Here is a 22860-nt window from a genome sequence, read left to right on the forward strand (position 1 = left end):
CCTCATCTCCTGGCGGTCGGAAGGCAGTCTGCGATCGCGACGCTGAAAAGCGCCGCGAAACCCGAGCGGGAACCGAAACATAGGTGTTCATCCGCCGCGTCGTAGGGGCGACCGAGCGTTGAACGGTTGAAGACGGCTCGACAGCGCCCAATCACGATCGCCTTGACGCATCTTGCCGACGGGCGGCCGCGACCACATTCTTCTCCCAACACCATTCGAGGATCGAACGGAGCCGTGGCGCGATGACCGACAGACAGAACGAGCGGATGACACGCAGACAGGCGCTCGCGGCAGGTTCAGCCCTGGGGCTTGCCGCTGCGGGTCTTTCCGGCAGCGCCCGCGCACAGGACTCGGATGCAGCGGAAAATGCAGCGGTGGAGGCCGATATCGCCAGAGCCCAGATGATGACGCCCGGCTGGACGCGGTTTGACCTCGGCTATGCGCGAATAACCACCGTCCTCGACGGCGAGCGGCCGGGCGACGGTCCCTACCCCACCTTCGGCATGGAGCAGAGCCAGGAAGCGATGGCCGAGCTGATGCGGGCGAATTTCCTGCCTGAAAGCCGGATCGTCTCGACCTTCACGCCGACACTCGTCGAGCTTGACGACAATCTCGTCCTCTTCGACACCGGCTTTGGCGAAGGCGGACGGGAGAACGGCCTCGGCCAGCTCGTCGAGCGCATGGAGGCGGCCGGCTACGGCACCGATTCCGTTACCATCGTCGTGCTGACCCATTTTCACGGCGATCATATCCAGGGGATCGTGACCGGCGACGGCAGCCCCGTCTTCCCGAACGCCCGCTATGTCGCTGGGCGTGCGGAATGGGACTACTGGACATCGGAAGAAGCCAAGAGCGGACCGCAGGCCGGCAATGCAGAGCTCGTCGCCAAGCTCCTCATGCCGCTGGAAGACCAGTTCACCTTCCTGAGTGACGGCGATGAGGTCGTAACCGGCATCACGGCACTCGCCGCCTTCGGGCACACGCCGGGCCACCTGATCTTCGAGATCGAATCGGAGGGCCAGCGGCTGATGCTGACCGCCGACACGGCGAACCATTTCGTCGCCTCGCTGCAAAAGCCCGAATGGCATGTGAAGTTCGACCTCGACAAGGAAATGGCGGCAGAGACCCGCAAGCGCGTCTTCGACAGGATCGCCGAAGAGCGCGTCCCTTTCATCGGCTACCATATGCCGTTCCCGGCGGTGGGTTATGTCGAGAAATTGGACGGCGGTGGCTACCGCTTCATCCCCGAGACCTATCAGCTGGAAGTCGCTGCCAACGATTCCGAAAGCGCGCAGTAGCGGGCGGCCGAACGCCACCACACCATTACGATAACGTCAGAGAGGAAATCGAATGGCGGACAGACCGGCCGTACTCTTCGTTTGCCTCGGTAATATCTGCCGCTCACCGCTAGCCCAGGCGGCGTTCGAGACCGAGAGCGAACGGCTCGATCTCGATTTCGCGATCGACTCGGCAGGGACCGGCGACTGGCATGTGGGCAACCCGCCGGACGAGCGTGCGCAGGCCGTCGCCAAACGCTACGGCGTCGACATTTCACACTATGCCGCGCGGCAAGTGACGCCGGACGATTTCCGCCGCTTCACCCATATCGTCGCGCTCGATCGCCAGAACCTCGCAAATCTGGAAAGGCTGCGGCCGGTAGATGGAACGGCGGCGCTCAGCCTGCTGCTCGATCATGTCGAAGGACGGAGCGGACAGCCGGTCGCCGATCCCTATTACGGCGGTGCCGAAGGCTTCGAGACGACGTGGGCCGATGTGACGGCAGGCGCAAAAGCTCTTGCGCAAACACTGGCGGCGAACGGCCGCACTTCATGAACGCGCTTGCGGAAGAAGGGGCGAGACTGCTTGGCGGGGCGCTCGCCGGCTATCGCTCGTTCGGCGGTGGCAGTCTCTCACAACTGATGTCGATCGAACTTGAGGACCGTCGCATTGCGATCGTCAAAGGCGGACCGTCGCCCCAAGCGGAGGCGCGGATGCTGAAGGCGATCGGTGAAAGTGGTGCCCCGGCACCGACCGTTTTCGGGGCCGGCGATACAGCGTTTGTCATGGAGGTCATGTCCGCCGGCGGGAGCCTCTCCGATGCATGGGGAAGCATCGGTTCTGCTGTCAGATCGCTCCATGCAGCGACCGGCGATCGCTATGGCTGGGATTGCGATTTCGCCTTCGGTGCGGTCGAGATCAAAAATGCCCGGTCGGACGACTGGCCGCGTTTCTGGGCAGAAAACCGGCTTCTCAACAACTGCCCGCATATTTCCACCGAACTCGCACGACGGCTGGAACGGCTTTCTGACACGATCGCCGATCGTTTGCCAACCAAACCGAAAGCGTCGCTGCTTCACGGCGATCTCTGGTCGGGCAATGTGCTGGTGTCAGGCTCCGAGATCAGCGCGCTGATCGATCCGGCCTGCTATTACGGCCATAACGAAGTCGATCTGGCCATGCTGCATCTCTTCGGGTCGCCGAGCGCTGCATTCTACGAGGCCTATCGCGAACTGGAGCCCGGTTACGAGGAGCGGCGGGCGATCTATACGCTCTGGCCGGTGCTCGTCCATCTGCGCCTCTTCGGCAGCGGATATCGCGGACATGTGGAGCGTTTGCTCGATGAGCTGGGCATCTGATCAGTAGCCGGAAACACGCCGCCGGATCGCACCGCGTCCCTGAACGAAACGCATCGCGGCGGCCTCGCAGAGGGCTCCATTCAGCTCCAGCGCCTCATCGAACAGCTTCAGGACCAGCGGATGGGGATCGGGCGGCTGGGTACAGAGCGGCGTGAGAGCCTGTGCCGCTTCGGTAGGCGGCAGCCGGTCCGCCAGAAGACCGAGCGCGACAGCCGCCGAGCGGCGGACCCCTAGCAACCCATGGACGAGAAGCTTGCCATCCTCAGGCACGGTGCGCGCAAAGGCGAGGATACGCTCGACCATCGCCGCATCGGGGGCATTCGGGGCCCTCAGATCATCGACGTCGTCGAAGCTGACGAAGAGCTGCTGTTCGGGCGGAAGCCCGCGCGGCCCGAGATAGGAATGTCCCGGCAATTTCAGCGATATCACGTGGGTCGCGGCAAGTTCCGCAAACTTGCGTCTGGCCTCGGACTGTCCCCGGACCAGGAGCGCGGCCGAGAAACGAAGGCTCTGCTCTCCAGCGGCAGTCGTCTCGTCCGCTTCTTCCAGCGCCTCATGATCCTCGATCAGGGATGTATTCAATGCTGGCATTCGCAAGTTCCGCACCCATTGTCCCCTCACCCTGATTAGCAGAAATCTTGCTGTCGCAACACAGTTCGGGCAGCGACCTTCGGTAACGTTTCCAATAGTGCAAAATGGAGATTTCCGATGAGATCCGAAAACGATGGCAACGGCTCGACGTCGCGCGTTTCAAAAAAATTTGGTTCAGTACGATTTTTTTCGCCGGCGCAGGAACCAAACCTCAAGCGGCGTGTTTTCAGGATACCCCAAGCGATCATCCCCCTCGATCGCAATACCCCGCAGATGAAAAAGGACGGCTTCCCCTCGCCGTCCTTTTTCATGTCTGGCGTTCGAAACGCTCCATCCCCCCAAAAACGCAAGCTTGCGGATGCGATCAAGCCTTCGTGTAGGGTGGAGCGCTTCTGCCGCAGTGCGGAAACCGATATTCAGAGGCAGAATCACCTCGCTTTCGGCCTCGTCCTCCCATGCAGATCGGTATTCTCATCGCCTTCGCGGGCTATTTCGCCTTTGCCTGCGGCGATGCGACCATAAAGGCAATCGGAAGCGGCCTGCCGATATTCGAGATCGGCTTCTTCACCTCTCTCTTCGCTTTCCTGCCGGCGCTCTTCACCAAGCGTCCCGAAGACAACTGGCGCAATGTCTTCATTCCGAACGGGCCACTCCTCGTGGCCCTACGCGTCTTCTTCGGCGTCGTCGGCATGCTGAGCGCCGTTGTCGCCTTCACGACGCTGCCCCTCGCTGAGGCCTATGCACTCATTTTTCTCTTGCCGATCGTCGTGACGATCTTCTCAGCGGTGTTCCTGAAGGAGACGATCGGCTGGCGGCGCTGGAGCGCCGTCATCGCCGGGCTCGCCGGCGTAATCCTCGTCGTCCGCCCGGGCTTTCAGGAGCTCGTACCCGGCCATTTCGCCGCAATCGCCGCGGCCGTCTGCGGCGCCGGAACGGTAATCGTACTTCGCAAGATCGGGCCGAGCGAACGGCGTGTGACCCTGATCGGCAGCGTGCTGCTGGGCGCGGTCATATTCAACGGGATTCTGATGCTTCCGAATTTCGCCGATCCGATGCCCTTCATGCCGCTGCTCGCCTTCGGCGGCCTCTGCATCGGGCTCGGACAGACGGGGCTGGTCTTCGCCACCCGGTTCGCCCCCGCATCCTATGTCGCGCCGGTCCAGTATAGCCAGATCGTCTGGGCTGCGATGCTCGGCGCCCTGTTCTTCGGCGAGTTTCCAGACACTATCGCCTATGCCGGCATGACCCTCATCGGCACCTCCGGCCTCTTCACCTTCATCCGCGAGCGCAAGAAGACCCGCTGGTGGCAAAAGACTCCGCTCATTCGGAACCGCTGAGGAAACGTCCTCGCGAGAACCCATTGCAGGTTTATCGCGATCGCGCCGTCGAAAGTACGGATAGCCTGATGGAGATGAGCCGTACAAAGCGAACCTAAGCGGACCCGAGCGCCAAGCTGATCGAAGGAGCTATGGCAGTCGTCAGTCAAAGAGCTTTAGACGAAACTTTCACGCCGATCGGATCAGAGCTTACTCGCGGCAGGTGCACGCTTGGTTGCGTCATCCTCATAGGCCTCGACGATCGACTGGACCAGCGGATGGCGCACGACGTCGGCCGCCTTGAAGCGGACGGTGACGATCTTGTCGACACCGTTGAGGACCCGCAGAGCCTCGACCAGACCCGAAACCTGGCCGGGCGGCAGATCGACCTGGGACGGATCGCCGGTCACGACCATCCGGGCGTTCTCGCCCAGGCGCGTCAGGAACATCTTCATCTGCATGGATGTCGTGTTCTGCGCCTCGTCCAGAATGACGGCTGCATTCGACAACGTGCGGCCGCGCATGAAGGCGAGCGGGGCGATCTCGATGGCTCCAGCGGCGAGCGCGCGCTCGACCTTCTCGGCCGGAATCATGTCGTAGAGTGCATCGTAGAGCGGGCGGAGATAGGGATCGACCTTCTCCTTCATGTCGCCCGGGAGGAAGCCCAGGCGCTCACCGGCCTCGACGGCGGGACGCGACAGGATGATGCGGTCCACCGCTCCGCGTTCGAGCAGCATCGCGGCATGGGCGACGGCGAGATAGGTCTTGCCGGTACCGGCCGGGCCGACGCCGAAGACGAGCTCGGCCCGGTCGAGGGCGCGCATATAGGCGTCCTGCGTCGGCGTTCGGGCGTGGATCGTGCGGCGGCGCGTCGAAATCTGCGCCAGTGACATCTTGCCCTTGGTCTCGAGGGTGGGCAGGTCGAGCTGGTCGTCCTGGGCGACAGCCATGCGGATCGCGCCTTCGACGTCTTTTCCACCAATCTCCGCGCCGGATTGCAGCCTCTCGTAGAGGCTTTCCAGCGTGCGGCGGGCCTGCTCGGCCGCCATCGGCTCACCGCGGATCTCGACCTGATTGCCCCTGGCCGCCGCTTCGAGCTTCAGTTTCTGTTCGATAATCGCCAGATGCTCGTCGAACTGGCCGAACAGCGCGCCGGCCAGACGGTTGTCTTCGAAAGTCAGCAGGATGTGCGCCATGTCGGACGCGCCAGCTCTGGCCGACTTCTCGCGGGTATAGCTCAAGCAACGGACCTCATGATGGGAGCCTCGGAGGAAGAGGTAGGCATGGCGGCGGGCTTTGTCATGCCCTCGGCAAGAAGCGAGTTCGGGCCGGTCGACGTGATTTTGGCATCGACGATATCGCCGATCGCGCCCATGCCCTCGGGCAGGACGACCGGCTGGAGATAAGGCGAGCGGCCTGCAATCTGACCGGGATGACGGCCTGGCTTTTCGATGAGAACGCTCAAGGACTTGCCGACTAGGCTTTCCGCGAATTCGGCCTGATGCTGGCGTAGCAGTGCATTAAGCTCCTGAAGCCGGGCGTCCTTCACCGCTTCCTCTATATGGCCATCCATTTGCGCGCCGGGCGTCCCGGGACGCGGGGAATATTTGAAGGTGAAGGCCGAGGCGTAGCGAACCTCTCTGACGAGCCGCATGGTCGCGTCGAAATCGGCATCCGTCTCACCCGGAAAACCGACGATGAAGTCGCCGGAGAGCGCGATATCGGGCCGGGCCTCGCGGATCGTGTCGAGCACGCGGAGATAATCCTCCGCCGTGTGCCTGCGGTTCATCGCCTTCAGGATCGAGTCTGAGCCAGACTGCACGGGCAAATGCAGATAAGGCATCAGGCTCGGCAGATCGCGGTGGGCGGCGATCAGTTCGCCATCCATGTCGCGCGGATGGGACGTCGTGTAGCGCAGCCGGGCGATGCCAGGAATGTCAGCGAGGCGATGGAGAAGACCGCCGAGACCGATCGGACGTCCGGCCTCGTCCTCACCGTCCCAGGCATTGACGTTCTGGCCGAGCAATGTGACCTCGCGGACGCCTGCATCGGCAAGAGCCTTCGCCTCGTCGATGATCTGTGTGAACGGCCGCGATACCTCGGCTCCGCGGGTGTAGGGCACGACACAGAAGGTACAGAACTTGTCGCAGCCTTCCTGCACCGTGAGGAAGGCCGTCACGCCCCGCCCCCTGATCTGGCGAGGTTCGGATTGCGGCAGCGCCTCGAACTTGTCCTCGACGGCATAATCCGTCTCGACGACCTTTTCGCCGCTGGCGGCGCGAGCGAGCGCCTGCGGCAGGCGATGATAGGTCTGCGGACCGATGACGAGGTCGACCACTGGCGCGCGGGAGATAATCTCGCGGCCTTCCGCCTGGGCAACGCAGCCGGCGACCGCGACCTGTGTCTTCAGCCCCCGCTCGGCACGTTCGGCCTTGAGATCTCGGATACGGCCGAGCTCGGAATAGATCTTCTCGGCCGCCTTCTCGCGGATATGGCAGGTGTTGAGCAGGACGAGATCCGCGTCCTCGAGTACCGAGGTCGGCTCATAGCCCTCGCCGGAGAGAGCATCGCCCATGCGCTGGGAATCGTAGACGTTCATCTGGCAGCCATAGGTCTTCACGAAGACCTTGCGCGTGTTCGGGCGTGCCGTTTCAGGCTCGCTACCGTCCGCATTGGCTGCATGGATATCGTTCGTCGTCAGTGCGCCGTCGTCCATATTGTTTTTTCGACCGTATCCGGCCTCGATCGCCCTCAACGGGCAAACTGCCAAAAACGATCCAAACCCTTGTCCGATCCTTCGATTTCCGGCCGTCTTAGTCTTGTTGTCCCCTGCCGTGCAAGCCGCCCGAACAGTGCCGCCGAAAGCCGATCACCGTCGCTTCGTTTCGAGCTTGCCCGTGAGGGCGTCCGCAAGCAAGCGCCTCGCTTCGACTTCGCACTGTTTTGCGACGATCTTGCGATTGCTTTCGGCCGCGAAACGGATCGGATGACCGAAGGCGACGGTCGCGTCGATGCGTCCTTCCACGAGGAAGCGGGTGAGATGCGGCATCAGCTCGACGTCGCCGGGCCATGCCGCCAGAGGCCGACCGGAGCGCCCGAGCGGAAAGCCGCCCGAATGGGTATAGGCGATTACAACGGGTTGAACCTGCACGCTTTCGCTCTCCGAGTTCTTCAGCGAGGCCTGCGCGGCGCCGAAAAGCGCGGTCTTGTAGGGCAGAATTTCATTGCCGTCGGAGGTTGTGCCTTCCGCGAAGAGCACCATCACGTCGCCGGCCGTGAGGCGGGTCGCGATCGCATCGGTCTGCCTGCCGGTCTCGCCTCGCGCCTGACGCTTCACGAAGACCGTGCGTTGAAGAATGGCGAGCCAGCCGAATATCGGCCACTCCTTCACCTCGGATTTGGCGATGAAGGAGAGCGGCAGAACGGAGCCGAGAACGACGATATCGAGCCAGGAGCAATGATTCGCGATGAGGAGAAGCGGCCGCTCGCGCGACGGCGTGCCGGCGATATGGACGCGAATGGCCGTCACCTTTGCCGCCACCCGCTGCCAGACCATCGGAATGCTATTGGCGAGTTTCCAGCCGCAAACCATGGCGAGCGCCTGTAGCGGCAGCAGCACGAGGGTCGTCGCCAGCAATACGGCGATCACATACGCAATGCGGAGCCTTGCGATCATCGCCGCCCGGCGGTTGTCGGAAAAACCATCGGACGGATCGTCAATCGAGCTTGCGGCTGAGGGTCAGAGCGCTCGTACGCTTGCCATCGGCCTGCGCGTAGTAGGCGGGCCGACGTCCGACCTCCTCGAAGCGTAAGCTTCTATAGAGTGCCAGGGCGGCGGTGTTGATCTCGTCGACCTCGAGATGAATCACCTTGGCGCGCTCGGCATAGAGATGGGCGAGGACCGTATCCATCAGAAGTCGCCCGACGCCGCGGCCGCGGGCCTCCCTCGACACAGCGATCGTCAGAATTTCCGCCTCGCCCTCGATCAGCCGCGCAAGCACGAAACCGAGCGGCGGCGTGCCGGGTGCGCCGACACGGCGTGCGGCGAACCCGAACGAGCCCTTCTGGTAAAGCAGGGAACCGAGTTCGTCGCCGGACCAGGGCTGCGAGAAGGCTTCGGCATGGAGCGTCGCCGCGTCGTCGAGGTCTTCGTCGACCAGCGGTGTCGCCACGGTTTCACCGCGCTGAATCAAACCGTTCATGAAGGAAACGGACCAAATCCACGGCAGCATCCAGTACATCGCACGTCCTTTCGACCGGCAGATTCGAGTGGGGGGAGACGGGCCACGTCATCCGACACGAATCCTTTTGATAGAATGTCCGCTAAAGCCTCTTGTCCGCAAGAGCCGCAAATGAGGAGAAATCCGACAGGCCAAGATTGTTCGCCTGTTCAGGCCGTTTCGGCAAAGAGGCTGAAAGGACGCGAGGGCGCTTTGGCGTCGGCGCTTCGAAGATAAAGCGGTTTGACCGGTTGAAGGGATCTCCCTTCCGCGACAAGCCGCGCGACGGTTTCGATATCGATTTCGCTAGTGGGGTTCACGACAGCTGCCCGGTCCGCACCGAGAATGCCGACGGCGATGCCGGCGGCAGAGCCGGTCAAGCGGAGGTGTCCTGTGCCGGGGCCGACGAAGTCGACGAGATGGCCAGGTTCGATGGCCGCTGGCGATTTGAGAATGCCGCCATGAGTCTGCATCAGCAGGGCATAGACTTCACCGCGCTTGGCATCGTGGACGGCTAGAACAGGCGCTTCACAGCGCACGGCCTCTGCCATCGCCTCCAGTGTGGTGACGCCAGCTGCTGGAATACCGAGCGCCAGCGCATAGCCGCGCGCCGCCGCAACACCGACACGGACGCCGGTGAATGATCCCGGTCCGATGGTGACGGCGATGCTGGCGATATCGGGAAAGCCACAGCCGGCCTCCGCAAGAACTGCGTCGATGACAGCCGGCAGACGTTCGGCATGGCCACGACCGATTCGTTCGGTTCGGGAAGCGAGAAGGCGATACTCGCGGGCATCGAAAACGGCGACCGAACAATCGTCCAGCGCCGTGTCGATCGCAAGGATCAGACGGTCGTCATGCCCTGACATTGGATGAAAGGAAACGGCCCGCAATCAGGCCGCTTCGACTTCCTCGACCTCGGGCACGAAATGGCGAAGCAAGTTCTGGATGCCGTGCTTCAGGGTCGCCGTCGAGGACGGGCAGCCCGAGCAGGCGCCGCGCATGTTGAGGTAGACGGTGCCGTCGCGATAGCCGCGGAAGGTGATGTCGCCGCCATCCTGAGCAACCGCCGGACGCACGCGCGTCTCGATCAGCTCCTTGATGGTCGCGACCGTTTCCTTGTCGCCTTCGTCGAAGAACTCCTCCCCGGGCTCCAGATCGTCAGCCGAGGTTTCGGCCATGACGGGCCGGTTGGCGACGAAATGCTCCATCAGCCCAGCGAGGATCGCCGGCTTCAGATGGGCCCAGTCACCCTGATCCTTGGTGACGGTCACGAAATCAAAGCCGAAGAAGACGCCGGTAACGCCGTCAACTTCGAACAGCCGTGCCGCCAGCGGAGAGCGCTGGGCCGCCTCGTCGAGAGACGTGAATTCTTCGGTGCCCTGCTCCAGGACGACTCGACCGGGCAGGAACTTCAGGGTCGCCGGGTTCGGCGTGACTTCAGTCTGGATGAACATCGCTCGATCCTCTTGCCGCCATCCGCTCTGGAGAAGTGCGGCATCTCTTTGGAATTATTCTAAACTTAGTACCGGCGCGCTTTCCACGCAAGCGGCGCTCCGGCTCGTCAACTGCTCGTTCGCGATCACGTCAGGCTGTCGATCTCATCATCGTCGAGCGAAGCCGGGATGATCGTGACCGGGATCGAGTACCCTGCACCCTTGCCGACCGCGCCCATGACCAACGGTCCGGGACCATCCTTGCCGTCGGCCGCCGCGAGCACGAGAATGGCGATCTCCTTGTCTTCCTCGATCGCCTTGCCGATTTCGTCGACGACTTCTCCCTCGCGCACCAGCGTTTCCGGCTCGACACCAACCTTCTCACGCAAGGTTTCGGCAATCCGGTCAAGCCGCGTACTTGCCTCTTCCATCGCCTCGGCGCGCATGATCTCTTCGACGCCGAGCCATTGTCCCTCGAATTCGCCGGACTGGACGACATAGAGGAACACGGCTGCACCGCCGGAAGTCTTGGCGCGCCATGCGGCATATTCTGCTGCGCGCAGGCATTCCGGCGTATCATCGATGATCGCCAGAAACTTGCGTTTGCCGCCTTGGCGGGGACCTATGCGTCTCGATACCATACTTTGCTAGATGGCAGCCTTGGCGGGCAAGGGCAAGCGGTTCTGCAGCATGCCCGTATCAGTCGTGAAGCATACCGATGATGTCCTTGACGTCGCACATCGTCTTGGACGCGATCTCGTTGGCCTTCTCTCCGCCGGCTTTCAGCACCGCATCGATATGGCCGGGATCATCGAGAAGCCGGCGCATCTCGCCGGTCACCGGGCCGAGCGAGGAAACAGCGAGTTCGACCAGCGCCGGCTTGAATTCCGAGAACGGCTTGCCGCCGAACTGCGACAGAACCTGATCGCGCGTCTCGCCCGATAGCGCGGCATAGATGCCGACGAGATTATCCGCCTCGGGACGGCCCGCGAGACCGGCTGCCTCGGAGGGCAGCGCATCCGGATCGGTCTTCGCCTTTTTCACCTTTCGCGCGATGGCGTCGGCATCGTCGGTGAGATTGATGCGCGAGAGATCGGACGGGTCCGACTTCGACATCTTCTTCGCACCGTCCTTGAGGCTCATGACGCGGGTCGCCGGCCCTTCGATGATCGGATCGGTGATCGGGAAGTAGCCGTGAACGACCTCCTCGCCCATGCGAATCTCGCGGCCAAGACCGGTTTTCTCGATGCGCTCGGAGAAATCGTTGTTGAACTTGATCGCGATGTCGCGGGTCAGCTCCAGATGCTGCTTCTGGTCGTCGCCGACCGGCACATGGGTCGCGCGGTAGACGAGGATGTCGGCCGCCATCAGCGAGGGATAGGCGAGAAGGCCGAGCGAGGCGTTTTCGCGATCCTTGCCGGCCTTGTCCTTGAACTGGGTCATCCGGTTCATCCAGCCGATCCGGGCGACGCAGTTGAAGATCCAGGCGAGCTCGGCATGGCCGGTGACGCGGCTCTGGTTGAAGATGACCGAGCGCTCGGGGTCGATGCCTGCGGCGAGATAGGCCGCCGCGATCGAGCGGGTTTGGCCCGCGAGATCGTCCTGCACGAGCTTGGCGGTGATGGCGTGAAGATCGACCACGCAGAAGAGACAGGGCATCTCCTCCTGCATGGCGACGAACTTCTTGATCGCGCCCAGATAGTTGCCGAGATGAAGATTGCCGGTCGGCTGGATGCCCGACAGGACGCGCGGCGCGAAATCGCTCATTCCGGCATACTCCCGATGACGAAAAGCTGTGGAAGATCAGTTCTTCAAAGAACGCGGCGCTTATGGACGAGCGGGCGCATGCGATCAAGTCGCCCAGTGCCGCGTCCTATCGCGGGCAGACCAAGGCGTCTTTCGCTCAATGGCGCTGCCATGCCTAAGGACCGGAACGACTTAGAACCGGTGACCCGGGCGAGAACCGACCCGATATCGAGGGATTGCCGAACCCGGAAGATTGAGCCGTTCGATCTCGCCTTCGTCTTCACCGTCTTTGTCATCAAGCATATCCTGGCCGATTTCGTTTTCCAGACCGAATGGATGGCGCTCGGCAAGGGACGCAAGATCGGCCGAATCGAACCGCTGGCTGCCCATGCCGGTGTTCATGCGCTGCTGACGCTGGTCGTCGTGATGACCGCAGCACCCTGGCTCTGGTGGCTGGCACCTATCGATTTTCTTCGTTCATTTCGCGCTCGACCGGATGAAAGGCGTCATCTCACGCGACCACGAAATGAACGGGAAGCGGTGTTGGACGGCCTTAGGTCTCGACCGAGCCGTCCATCAGATCACCCATTTCGTCGATGTGCTCGTGATCGTAAACGGCTGAGAATTGCCGCCTTCAGATGGTGACTGACCACACGAAACTTTCGGATGCGCCGGGGGCGAGCTTGAGGATTCCCGGCTTATCGAAGATGTCGCCGTCCCAGCCCTCCGGGCTCGCCATGGAATACCAGGGCTCGATGCAGACGAAGGGCGCACCGCCGGGTTTCGACCAGATACCGAGGTCCTTGTAGCCGTCCCAGGAGACGGTCAGCGCGCGTTTGAGATCGCCTGCTTCGGACAGCGCCTCATAGGTGACCGATCGACTCGCAACGTCTGGCATCACGAGAGCATCTTTCTCGAAGAGCTTTTCCGAAAGCGGCAGGATCGCGCCGTCAAAGGGCAACGGATGGGCTTCGGTCAGAAGTCCGCCCTCGACGCCCCTCGCCTTGCCCGTCTCGCGATGCTCGAAGACGATGCGGTGGTTTTCCTTTGAAACGCCGTCCGCAAGCGGCCAGGCAAAGCCCGGATGGGCTCCGACGCCGCAAGCGATCGGCATCTCGCCGGGATTGGTGACCCTCGTCCGAAAGGAGAGCGTTGTACCGATCGCTTCGACATGAACATCGAGGACAAACGGAAACGGGAATTGCTTGCGAGATTCCTCGTCGTCGGTGAGGCGCAAGGCAACGCTTTGCTCGGCTTCCTCGATCACCTCGAACGCCATGTCCCGGGCGAACCCGTGCTGAGTGAGCGGATAGGATTTCCCATCATGATGGAGCTTGTCCCCCGTCAATCGCCCGACGATGGGGAACAGCAGCGGGGAGTGACGCGGCCATTCGGGGCCGGCCTGCCAGAGCAATTCGTGCCCTTCCCTGTCCTTCAGGCTGCGGAGCTCCGCGCCGATGCGGCTGACGACGGCAGTGACGCCGGTGCTTGCGATTTCGAACGTCCGGCTCACCGGTTATTCCTTCTAGAAAAGCTTCAAGGGCTCGCGACGAGCGCGAAAGCGATCGCGAGCATGGTCAGTCCGATAACGCCATCGAGAACCCGCCATGCCGCCGGTTTGACGAAGAGCGGGCGCAGCAGACGCGCGCCATATCCGAGCGAGAAGAAGAACACGAAGGAGCTCGTCACCGCACCGAGACCGAAGAAGAACGCACGACCCTCGAATTGGCTCGCGATCGATCCCAACAAAATCACCGTGTCGAGATAGACATGCGGATTGAGGAAGGTGAAGGCGAGGCAGGCAAGGATTGCGGTCTTCAGGCTCGACGTCGTGTCTCCCTCGGCCTTCATCGCCTGCTCACCGCCGCGATAGGCCGCCCAAAGTCGCGTCGCCCCGTACCAGACGAGGAAGGCCGCACCGAACCAGCGCATGTAGATTTCCACGCTCGGCAGAATGCGCGAAACCGCCGTGAAGCTCGTGACGCCAAGGGTGATCAGGGCCGCATCCGCTGCGGCGCAGGTCAGCACGATCGGCAGGACGTGCTCGCCGCGCAGGCCCTGGCGCAGCACGAAGGCATTCTGCGCCCCAATCGCAAGGATCAGGCTGAAGGCCGTCATGAAACCGATAAGCGCGGCTGACAAACTGGGAAGCAAGCGGAGAGATCCGATGAAGATGCCGGAAGATTCGTTGTGGCGCTTCTAACCGCAAGGTTCGAACATCGCCACCGGTTCGCCACCCTCGGGAAAGCGTTCCGCGATTATAAGTTCTTGGAAGAAAGGATTGATTCCGCCTTAACCGCGCCGTTTTGTTCCACTATCGCCTCGCCGTGGCGGGGCCGGTTTTCAGCGTCGTCATTTCCCGACAATTTTTCTCACCCGGACCGATCCCAGTCGAATCATGCCCAAACGCCGGAGACAGATAGCAGCCCTGCCCTACCGCCGGTCTCCCGAAGGCGCGCTGGAGGTTCTCCTCGTGACCTCGCGCGATACCGGCCGCTGGGTGCTGCCCAAGGGCTGGCCGATGCCGGGCAAGCAGCTGCGCCGGGCCGCCGAGATCGAGGCTTACGAGGAAGCCGGCGTCGTCGGCAAGACCGCGAAGAAGCCGATCGGCACCTACGACTACGACAAGATCGAAAGCCGCAAGAAGCGCACGCCGTGCCGCGTCCACGTGTTTCCGATGCCGGTGGAGGACCTCCTCGACAAATGGCCGGAGCACGACCAGCGCCGCCGCGAATGGTTCGCCTTCAAGGAAGCGGCGAAGAGCGTCGACGAAAAGGACCTGCGCTCACTGTTAGGCAAGCTGGATAACGTTCTGGGCTAAGAGGTTTGACCTGTGACCGTTGGAAGCTGGGCAGAGCCCCTGGGCGAAGAAACGCCCGGCAACTTTGTATCATCGATTGATACTTTTTTCGAAATCCCCTATTTGTATCCCTGATTGATACAGATCGCGGCCCAGGATGATCGTTTCGTTCAAAGGAAAGGAGGTCCAGTTCGTCGCTGCGGGCCGATGCCCAAAGGGATTTCCGGCCGACCTCGTGGCTCGGGCCGAAAGACGCCTTCGCGCTGTCGACAATGCCGTCGACCTCAAAGATCTGAGGTCACCACCGGGAAACAGACTGGAGAAGCTTTCGGGTGACAGGGATGGCCAGCATTCCATCCGTATCAACGATCAATGGCGGATTTGCTTCAGATGGACAGATGCAGGGCCCGAAGACGTCGAGATCGTTGATTACCACTAGGCGGCAAAAACAAATCCGTCGTTTTCCCAGAACTCAAAGGAAACGCCCAATGACACTTAGATTTTCGCGACCGATCCATCCGGGCGAATATCTGCGGGAGGAGTACCTGGTTCCGCTGGAGATGAGCGCCGGAGCTCTTGCGAAAAAGCTCGGCGTACCGAGGACGCGGATCGAACGCATCGCCAAGGAACAAATTGGTCTGACGCCGGACACTGCCTTGCGCCTCGCACGCTTCTTCAACACAACGCCACAGTTCTGGATGAATTTCCAGCAGGCATTCGAACTGGAAACCCAGGCAGCCGCGCTTGCCGATGTGCTTGCCAATATCGAGCCCATTTCGGACGAGGCAAATGAGGCCGCCTGAAGTTTCCAGCTCCTCAGCACGGATTTGTTGAGCGGTTCGATACCATTCTGTCGTGCACGAGCCTCAACCGCTCGACGTTTTTTCTCCATCCGCTTTGGCCGCGTCTGGATTGCCGAGGAGCGCGACGAACCTTTCCCTCACCTCAGCTGTGATCCGGTCGAGAGCGTCGGCGATCTCCGTCGGTCCATCGACATCGAGGGCCTGGGCAATGCGGTCGATGAGACGCGAGGGGAGAGCTTCGATATCGTTGGTATCGGCAGGCGCAAGCCGTGCGAGCTGAGTGACCGAGGATAATTGCTGCATGGCGTCGGCGAGGGTAATTCCGTCGCCCACTCCGTGCTCGCTTTCGAAAGCAGCCAGAACATCGGCCGTTTCTCGCCCGGGAATAGCTTCGGTGCGGCCCGCCAGTTGAGCCCATTGGGCGATGAATTCCAGATCGACCAGACCGCCCGGTCGGAGTTTCAGGTCGAGCGCGCCACGAGCTGGTTTTTCGCGCCCGATCCGGCCGCGCATACTGACGACATCGTCCGTCACGGCCGCTGGATCGGTCTCCCGCGACAGCAGTTCGGCAATCATCTCCATTACGAATTTCTGCATCTCGCCGTCGCCGGCGATCGTACGCGCCCGAGTCAACGCCATGCGTTCCCAGGTCCAGGCGTCTTTCTCCTGATATTTTCGGAAGGCCGCGAGGCGGGTCGCCAGCGGCCCGGCATTGCCGGAGGGCCGAAGACGGAAATCCACGTCGTAGAGCGTGCCTTCGCGCATCGGAGAGGTCAATGCTGCGATGAGGCGCTGGGTGAGCCGGGTGAAATAGACCTGAAGCATCAGCGGGCGCCCGCCATCCGATTTCTCGGCGTCCTCGTCGTGATCGTAGAGGAGGATGAGGTCGACATCTGATGAGGCAGTCAACTCGCGGCTGCCAAGCCGGCCCATGCCGAGAAGCGCGAGCCGCATACCGGCGACGCGGCCGTGGGTGCGGAAGAACTCCTCGACCACCGCGATCAAAAGCGCGTTCAGGACCACATCGGCTATGTTGGAGAAGGCCGGGCCGGCTTCCGCCAGATCGACGACACCGGAGAGCATACGCGCGCCCACCAGAAAGCGCTGTTCGGAGGCGAAGATACGCAGACGGGCAAGAATGTCCTCATAGCCGTCGGCATCTTCGAGAAAACCGTCGAGGCGCGCCTTCATCAGATCACGGTCGGGCACCTCGTCGAAGAAGGCCGGGTCGAGCAGCGCGTCGAAGACATGCGGGCGTTGGGCAAGCGTTGCGCGCATCGCTGGAGCGGCCGTGAGGATAAGCAGGAGAAGGTCGAGGGTTTTCGGGTTCGAGGCAATTAGCGAGAAGAATTGGATTCCCGAGGGAAGCCCGGCGAGAAAGCCATCGAAGGCGGCGACCGTGCCGTCCGGATCGGGCGCATCGGCGAAGGCCTTGAGGAGCGCAGGCAGGACATCGGACAGGCGCTCGCGGGCCTTCTCGGTGCGGGTCGCTCGGTAGCGTCCGTAATTCCATGACCGCACGACCCGCGCGACATCTTCTGGACGCTTGAAGCCCATGGACTCCAGAGCGCCGAGCCCTTCCGGATCCGCTTCGTTGACGAGGAGACGCAGCACCGCTTCGGGCTCGCCACCCCCGCCTTTCTCTCGTGAACGACCTTCGTTGAAGAGATCATTGAACTGCTGGTCGACGAAGCGAAGGGTGTCGAGCAGTTCGCGCTCGAAGTCTTCGAAGCTTTGAAAGCCTAGAAGGCCTGCGATCGAAGCCAGGCCGTCTTCGTTCTCGGGCAGTTCGTGGGTCTGCTCGTCATCGATCATCTGGATGACGTGCTCGACCCGGCGCAGGAACCAGTAGGCTTCGAGGAGCTTGACCTCTTCGCTACCAGTCAGCCATTCGTATTTCGCAAGAAGCGACAGCGCCTCATCGGTACGGCGGGTTCTGAGCGCCGGGCTTCGCCCGCCCGCGATCAGCTGCTGTGTCTGAACGAAGAACTCGACCTCGCGAATGCCGCCACGGCCGAGCTTCACGTTGTGGCCGGGAATGGTGATCTCGCCGAATCCGCGATGGCGATCGATGCGGGTCTTCATGTCCTGAATGTCGGCGATCGCGGCGAAGTCGAGATATTTGCGCCAGACAAAGGGGGCGAGCTCGGCGAGGAAGGCTTTGCCGACCTTCAGGTCGCCAGCGATCGCCCGCGCCTTGATCATCGCCGCGCGTTCCCAGTTGCGGCCCGAGCCCTCGTAGTAGGTCATGCCCATATCGGTGCTGATCGCGAGCGGCATCGCACCCGGATCAGGACGCAGGCGCAGATCGGTGCGGAAGACATAGCCGTCTCCAGTACGCTCGTTGAGGAGGCGCACGATGCGGCGGACGATCTTGGAGAAGGTGCCGACCGCTTCCATCGGGTCGGCTGCAATTTCGAGGTCGTCGTCGAAGAAGACTATGAGATCGATATCACTCGAATAGTTGAGCTCGCGCGCTCCGAGCTTTCCCATGGCCAGGATGAAAACGCTCGATCCGTCTTCGGGCTGTTCCGGGTTCGGCAGCCTGAGCTTGCCCCCCTTGTGCGCCTCGCGCAGGCAGAAGCGCAGAGCCGCGCGGATCGAACCCTCCGCAAGTTTCGAAAGCGCCTCGGTGGTCTCGGCGGGAGATGAGGCACCGAAGAGATCGCAAAGAGCCAGAAGCAGAGCGGCCTCGCGCTTGATCTCGCGCAGCCGCTTCATGATGGCGCTCTCTCCCATGTCGGGCTCGGGAAGCGCGTCGAGGTCGGCGATCAGGGCGTCAAAGCTGGAGCCCGCTTCTTCGGTCATCAGGCGGTCGAGGATCGCCGGACGCCAGAGGATCGAGGCGCGAAGATAGGGCGAGAGGGCCATCACGGCGTGCAGCCGCTCGGCGTCGTCGGAGCCGGATGCGCAGAATTCCGCCAGATACCCGAGCCCGGCGTTATTGGCTGCTTCACCGAGTTCCGCCAGCCAGTCGCGGTCGCCATCTGCGGGCCTAAGAATTCGCGGGCAACGGTCACCGCCGATCTTCAGCGACTTCACGTCCGGGCTGTCAGGTGTCGCTGTCGTCATGTCCCGCGCCGTCCTTGGCCTGTTTTGGCAGTTCCAGAACGACTTTAAGACCCGGCGCCGCATCCTCAAGCCTCAGACGCCCGCCATGGACGCCCGCAATCGCCTGAACGAGGGAAAGACCGAGACCGGAGCCCGGCATCGTCCGGCTTTCGTCGAGCCGGTAAAAACGCTCAAGGACGCGGGCGCGCTTGTCCTCCGGGATGCCGGCGCCGTTATCTGAGACGCAGATGCGAGCGGCGTGCGAGGTTTCCTCAATTGCGATCGTCACCTTCGTCGTACCGTCCAGCGAGCGACCGTATTTGAGCGCGTTGTCGACAAGATTGGAGATACCCTGCGCGACAAGCTCCCGGCTCGCCTCGATCTCGACCGGTCCTTCGGACTTGAAATGCAGCTCCGCACCCGCCTCTTCCGCGAGCGGTTCGTAGAGCTCGGTCACATCGCCTGCGATAGCGTTGAGATCGACCTTCGCCTTCTGGATCGGATGGGAGCCCGCCTCCACCCGCGAAATCATAAGAAGCGCATCGAAGGTGCGGATCATCTGGTCGGCGTCGCCGATGATGCTGTCGAGATTGTCCTTCGTTTCATCGGATTTCGCGGCGGCCTGCGCCGCTTCCGCCTTTGACCGCAGGCGCGCAAGCGGTGTCTTCAGATCGTGCGCGATGTTGTCGGAGACCTGCTTCAAGCCTTCCTGAAGAAGCGCGATACGGGCAAGCAGCGTGTTGAGGTTCTCCGATAGCCGATCGAATTCGTCGCCGGCGCCGAGAACCGGAAGCCGTTCGCCAAGATCGCCGGCAAGAATGCGGCTCGACGCTGCCGACATGCGGTCGAGGCGGCGAAGCGCCCGGCGGCCGATGATGAACCAGGCGATCAGCGCCAGCGCGCCCATTGCCGCGAGCGCGAGGATGAGCGCGGACCGAACGACCTCCCTGAAACGAAGTGCGTCGCTCTGGTCGCGGCCGACAAGGACCCGCATGCCGTTCGGCAGCGAGACGACGTCGGCGATCGCCTTGTGGTACACGCCGGTCTCGCCATAGCGCGAATAGCCGAAGGCATCGGGTGTCGAACCGGCTTCGTCGAGCACGCCCGCCTGGATGCTTTCCACATTGCCGGCGATGATCCGGCCAGTCGCATCGGTCGCGAGGTAAAGGCCCGCACCCGGCTGGCGCGCGCGCCGATCGATCGACCTAACGAGGCCGACAATGCCGGTCACCCGGTAGATCTGGGCGAGTTCCGCCTTCTCCTCCTCGATGCCGCTGCGGGCCTGGGTCTCTATGATGTCGCTGGCAGTGTTGGTGACGTAGAAGACGAGGCCGGCGGCGCCGAAGGCGAAGATGAGGAAATAGACGGCGGAGAGACGCACCGCCGTCATCTTTAAAAGGGCCTTGAGGCGGCGCACGATGCCGTCAGCCGCCGGCGCGCATGATATAGCCGGAGCCGCGGACGGTGTGCAGAAGCGGCCCGTCGAACTCGCGTTCGATCTTCGAGCGCAGGCGCGAGATGTGAACGTCGATCACATTGGTCTGCGGGTCGAAGTGATAGTCCCAGACGTTTTCAAGAAGCATCGTCCGCGTGACGACCTGACCGGCATGCTTCATGAGATATTCGAGCAAGCGGAATTCGCGCGGCTGGAGGATGATCGGCTTTCCGGCGCGGCGCACTTCGTGGGACAGGCGATCGAGTTCCAGATCGCCGACCTGATAGCTGGTCTCGACCTCGCCGGTCGCCCGGCGCCGGCCGAGAACCTCGGCGCGCGCGAGAAGCTCGGACATCGCATAGGGCTTGGTCAGATAGTCGTCGCCGCCGGCCTTCAGGCCTTCGACGCGGTCGTCGACCTGACCGAGCGCGGAGAGGATCAGCGCCGGCGTGTGCGTGCCGCTCTTCCTTAGATCGGCGATAACGGAAAGGCCGTCGCGCTTCGGCAGCATCCGATCGACGATGAGAAGATCGTAATCGCGCCCCTCGGCCATGTTGAGGCCGGTCTCGCCGTCACCGGCATGATCGGCGACATGGCCGGCCTCCTTCAGTGCCTTCGTCAGGTAGGAGGCGGTCTCACGGTCGTCTTCAATGATCAAAATGCGCATTGCGCCGTCGCTTCGTCCTGATTCTCGCGGGTCGGAAACCGTCGGTTTCATGCCTTCGCGAAGCGCTTCCTTCGGGTTCCCTATAGGATGATGTCCATACATGCTTTTTCCAACCCCGGATCGACCAGAGTTCCTTCCGGTTCGTCTTTCGGATGTCAGGGGTGGCGGCGGCGCGGCTACGCAAATCCTGGAGGCGTCACGCGCCGCCGCCCGCGCTTCGAAAACGGAAGACAAGATACGCAGTCTCCAAGCCCCTTCGAAGCGCTAACGGTTCGAGCGTCGCAGGCCGCGCCGAGCCTGTGGGGATGTGGCGGTCGAACCGAAATGAGATGCGAACGCCAGTTCTGCCTGGCGTTCGCTGTTCGCGCGGAGAGGACGAAGCGCGATAAGTGCGAGGAGCCCGCGGGCCCGCTCGCTATCTTGGTGTGCCTCAGCTCTTCTCGATCGGAAGTGCAACGAAGCGGTTCTGACCGTCGGCGTTGCGCAGCTGGAACAGCGCGGCGCGGCGGCCGTTCTTCGAAGCCGCCTCGATCGCCGCACTTACCTCACTCTGGGACGTTACGTCCGAGCCGTTGACAGCGACGATCGTATCGCCGGGCTCGAAGCCCTTCTCGGCGGCAGAGGAATCCGGATCGACATCGGTGACGACGACGCCCTCACCATCTTCAGACGGGGTCACAGTCATGCCGTAGCCCGAGAGCGAGGACGGATCGACCGGAGAGCCCTGTCCGCGCGGAGCGTCGAGCGAAGCAGCCTCGTCGAGCGAGTTCAGGTTGCCGAGCGTGACATCGATCGTTTCGCTGCTGCCGTCCCGGAAGACGGTGATCTCGACATCGGCACCGGGGCTGTAGTTCGCGATCATCCGCGCGAGTTCACGCGGGCTTTCGACAGTCTCGCCGTTGACGCCGGTGATGACGTCGCCGGTCTCGATACCAGCCTTGGAGGCCGGCGTTTCGTTATCGGGCAGGGTGACGATCGCGCCTTGCGCATCCGAAAGTCCGAGAGCCTCGGCGATATCGTCGGAGACCTCACCGATCTGGACGCCGAGCCAGCCACGCTCGACCGAGCCGTTCTCACGCAACGAGCGGACGACGTCCTTCGCAACGCTCGCCGGAATCGCGAAGGCGATGCCGACATTGCCGCCGGATGGAGAGAAGATCGCGGTGTTGACGCCGATGACCTTGCCGTCGAGGCCGAAGGCCGGGCCGCCGGAGTTGCCGCGGTTCACCGCCGCGTCGATCTGGAGGAAGTCGTCATAGGGACCCGCGCCGATGTCGCGGCCGCGCGCCGAGATGATGCCGGCCGTAACCGAACCGCCGAGACCGAACGGGTTACCGACCGCGACCACCCAGTCGCCGACACGCACCGCGTTGTCATCGCCGAACTCGACATAGGTGAACTTGGTGTTCTTCGCATCGACCTTAAGGAGGGCAAGGTCGGTGCGCTCGTCGGTGCCTATCAGCTTGGCGTCGTATTCCGACCCATCGTCCATCACGACCGTGTAGTTCGCGCCGTTGTCGACCACGTGGTTGTTCGTCACGACATAGCCGTCTTCGGAGATGAAGAAGCCCGATCCCTGGCCGATAGAAGGACGATCCCGGCGCGAACGCGGGTCGAGGCCACGCGGCATCTGGTTGCCATCCGGCGCACCGAAGAAGCGGCGCAGCGGATGATCTTCTGGAAGATTGTCAAAGGGGCTCGCCATGCCGCCGAAATCGGCAGCCGGCTCGGCAGACTGGGTCACCCGCACCGAAACGACAGCCGGAGAGACCTTCGATACGACGTCGGCGAAACCGAAGCTCTGCTGCGGGGCCTCGACCTTGACCGGTTCGGCATAGACGGCGGGGGTGTTCGACAGAACGCCGGCGGACAGGGCGCCACCGGCAACGCCGGCCGCGAGAATGGCTGCAAGAAACTTGTTGCGCTTGGGCTGGGAGGGTGTCTCGGTGCGCATCGGAACTCCAATGATCGTGTTCGAAATCCGTGGCGGGGCTGCGTTGCGCAATCCCCGTCGATGCCTCGCAACATGCCAGCGGCAAGATTACTGCGCGTTTTCGAGCGGGTGAAACTTTCGTAAGCTCCGGTTCGGCACGAGGTTCGCGCCAGCTTGCGCCGACCGCAAAGCTTCTGATGACGGTGCGTTCGCCAAGTTCACACGC

General features: G+C 62.6%; 23 protein-coding genes. 8 read left to right on the top strand and 15 right to left on the bottom strand.

The genetic code is table 11. The features are described 5' to 3' along the window. Nucleotides 1–242 precede the first annotated feature (242 nt). Genes ABRA89_RS06040 through ABRA89_RS06050 form a run of 3 tightly spaced genes read left to right on the top strand, consistent with a single transcriptional unit; the run spans nt 243 to nt 2636 of the window. Entirely contained in the window at nt 243–1298 is a 1056-nt protein-coding gene (locus ABRA89_RS06040) for an MBL fold metallo-hydrolase (RefSeq protein ID WP_349940547.1), read from the top strand. Nucleotides 1299–1350: 52 nt separating this feature from the next. After that, a complete protein-coding gene (locus ABRA89_RS06045; RefSeq protein ID WP_349940548.1) occupies nt 1351–1833 on the top strand; it encodes a low molecular weight protein-tyrosine-phosphatase in 483 nt (160 codons plus the stop codon). After that, a complete protein-coding gene (locus tag ABRA89_RS06050; RefSeq protein WP_349940549.1) occupies nt 1830–2636 on the top strand; it encodes a fructosamine kinase family protein in 807 nt (268 codons plus the stop codon). Before ABRA89_RS06045 ends, ABRA89_RS06050 begins: the two co-directional genes overlap by 4 nt. Here the strand turns inward: ABRA89_RS06050 and ABRA89_RS06055 are convergent, their stop codons facing one another. Then, the gene (locus ABRA89_RS06055) at nt 2637–3227 is read right to left on the bottom strand and encodes a phosphatase (RefSeq protein ID WP_349940550.1); all 591 of its coding nucleotides are present in this window, start codon (nt 3225–3227) and stop codon (nt 2637–2639) included. Nucleotides 3228–3682: 455 nt separating this feature from the next. Here ABRA89_RS06055 and ABRA89_RS06060 point away from each other — a divergent pair, with 455 nt between their 5' ends. Then, the gene (locus ABRA89_RS06060; RefSeq protein WP_349940551.1) at nt 3683–4564 is read left to right on the top strand and encodes a DMT family transporter; all 882 of its coding nucleotides are present in this window, start codon (nt 3683–3685) and stop codon (nt 4562–4564) included. A 182-nt stretch (nt 4565–4746) separates the two neighbouring features. Here ABRA89_RS06060 and ABRA89_RS06065 read toward each other — a convergent pair whose 3' ends face one another. From ABRA89_RS06065 to trpS, 8 genes are all read right to left on the bottom strand, one after another. Then, nucleotides 4747–5739, bottom strand: coding sequence for a PhoH family protein (locus tag ABRA89_RS06065; protein ID WP_349940616.1), 993 nt, complete (start codon nt 5737–5739; stop codon nt 4747–4749). A gap of 41 nt (nt 5740–5780) precedes the next feature. Beyond that, on the bottom strand, nt 5781–7259 hold the full coding sequence (gene miaB / locus ABRA89_RS06070; RefSeq protein ID WP_349940552.1) for a tRNA (N6-isopentenyl adenosine(37)-C2)-methylthiotransferase MiaB: 1479 nt from the start codon (nt 7257–7259) through the stop codon (nt 5781–5783). 153 nt (nt 7260–7412) lie between these two features. Beyond that, on the bottom strand, nt 7413–8219 hold the full coding sequence (gene olsA, locus ABRA89_RS06075; RefSeq protein ID WP_349940553.1) for a lyso-ornithine lipid O-acyltransferase: 807 nt from the start codon (nt 8217–8219) through the stop codon (nt 7413–7415). Nucleotides 8220–8259: 40 nt separating this feature from the next. Continuing rightward, the gene (locus ABRA89_RS06080; RefSeq protein WP_349940554.1) at nt 8260–8784 is read right to left on the bottom strand and encodes a GNAT family N-acetyltransferase; all 525 of its coding nucleotides are present in this window, start codon (nt 8782–8784) and stop codon (nt 8260–8262) included. 149 nt (nt 8785–8933) lie between these two features. After that, nucleotides 8934–9632 carry a tRNA (adenosine(37)-N6)-threonylcarbamoyltransferase complex dimerization subunit type 1 TsaB gene (gene tsaB / locus ABRA89_RS06085; RefSeq protein WP_349940555.1) on the bottom strand — a complete coding sequence of 233 codons (699 nt, stop codon included), beginning with the start codon at nt 9630–9632 and terminating at the stop codon, nt 8934–8936. Nucleotides 9633–9656: 24 nt separating this feature from the next. Continuing rightward, the gene (locus tag ABRA89_RS06090) at nt 9657–10220 is read right to left on the bottom strand and encodes a NifU family protein (protein WP_349940556.1); all 564 of its coding nucleotides are present in this window, start codon (nt 10218–10220) and stop codon (nt 9657–9659) included. A gap of 125 nt (nt 10221–10345) precedes the next feature. Next, complete coding sequence (locus tag ABRA89_RS06095) at nt 10346–10840, bottom strand: universal stress protein (RefSeq protein WP_349940557.1); 495 nt, start codon at nt 10838–10840, stop codon at nt 10346–10348. A 58-nt stretch (nt 10841–10898) separates the two neighbouring features. Then, nucleotides 10899–11966, bottom strand: coding sequence for a tryptophan--tRNA ligase (trpS, locus tag ABRA89_RS06100; RefSeq protein ID WP_349940558.1), 1068 nt, complete (start codon nt 11964–11966; stop codon nt 10899–10901). Between the two features lie 315 nt (nt 11967–12281). Between trpS and ABRA89_RS06105 the strand changes: the two genes are divergently transcribed. Then, nucleotides 12282–12590 carry a hypothetical protein gene (locus tag ABRA89_RS06105; RefSeq protein WP_349940559.1) on the top strand — a complete coding sequence of 103 codons (309 nt, stop codon included), beginning with the start codon at nt 12282–12284 and terminating at the stop codon, nt 12588–12590. Here ABRA89_RS06105 and ABRA89_RS06110 read toward each other — a convergent pair. Next, complete coding sequence (locus tag ABRA89_RS06110) at nt 12580–13458, bottom strand: aldose 1-epimerase family protein (RefSeq protein ID WP_349940560.1); 879 nt, start codon at nt 13456–13458, stop codon at nt 12580–12582. The two genes, ABRA89_RS06105 and ABRA89_RS06110, sit on opposite strands and share 11 nt — an antisense overlap. A gap of 23 nt (nt 13459–13481) precedes the next feature. Next, nucleotides 13482–14099, bottom strand: a complete 618-nt coding sequence (locus ABRA89_RS06115; RefSeq protein ID WP_349940561.1) for a LysE/ArgO family amino acid transporter — start codon at nt 14097–14099, stop codon at nt 13482–13484. Between the two features lie 244 nt (nt 14100–14343). Between ABRA89_RS06115 and ABRA89_RS06120 the strand changes: the two genes are divergently transcribed. From ABRA89_RS06120 to ABRA89_RS06130, 3 genes are all read left to right on the top strand, one after another. Then, nucleotides 14344–14766, top strand: a complete 423-nt coding sequence (locus tag ABRA89_RS06120) for an NUDIX hydrolase (protein WP_349940562.1) — start codon at nt 14344–14346, stop codon at nt 14764–14766. Between the two features lie 136 nt (nt 14767–14902). Then, on the top strand, nt 14903–15184 hold the full coding sequence (locus ABRA89_RS06125) for a type II toxin-antitoxin system RelE/ParE family toxin (protein ID WP_349940563.1): 282 nt from the start codon (nt 14903–14905) through the stop codon (nt 15182–15184). 49 nt (nt 15185–15233) lie between these two features. Beyond that, a complete protein-coding gene (locus ABRA89_RS06130; RefSeq protein WP_349940564.1) occupies nt 15234–15548 on the top strand; it encodes a HigA family addiction module antitoxin in 315 nt (104 codons plus the stop codon). A gap of 63 nt (nt 15549–15611) precedes the next feature. Here ABRA89_RS06130 and ABRA89_RS06135 read toward each other — a convergent pair whose 3' ends face one another. The 4 genes from ABRA89_RS06135 to ABRA89_RS06150 form a co-directional block, all read right to left on the bottom strand. Continuing rightward, nucleotides 15612–18620 carry a bifunctional [glutamine synthetase] adenylyltransferase/[glutamine synthetase]-adenylyl-L-tyrosine phosphorylase gene (locus ABRA89_RS06135; RefSeq protein WP_349940565.1) on the bottom strand — a complete coding sequence of 1003 codons (3009 nt, stop codon included), beginning with the start codon at nt 18618–18620 and terminating at the stop codon, nt 15612–15614. Beyond that, nucleotides 18601–20019, bottom strand: a complete 1419-nt coding sequence (locus ABRA89_RS06140) for a sensor histidine kinase (RefSeq protein WP_349940617.1) — start codon at nt 20017–20019, stop codon at nt 18601–18603. The genes ABRA89_RS06135 and ABRA89_RS06140 overlap by 20 nt, the downstream gene beginning before the upstream one ends. 4 nt (nt 20020–20023) lie before the next feature. Continuing rightward, nucleotides 20024–20701, bottom strand: a complete 678-nt coding sequence (locus ABRA89_RS06145; protein WP_007068853.1) for a response regulator transcription factor — start codon at nt 20699–20701, stop codon at nt 20024–20026. A 430-nt stretch (nt 20702–21131) separates the two neighbouring features. Continuing rightward, a complete protein-coding gene (locus ABRA89_RS06150) occupies nt 21132–22655 on the bottom strand; it encodes a Do family serine endopeptidase (RefSeq protein WP_349940566.1) in 1524 nt (507 codons plus the stop codon). Between the last annotated feature and the right edge of the window lie 205 nt (nt 22656–22860).

The organism is Fulvimarina thalattae (assembly GCF_040239565.1).
Classification (GTDB): domain Bacteria; phylum Pseudomonadota; class Alphaproteobacteria; order Rhizobiales; family Rhizobiaceae; genus Fulvimarina.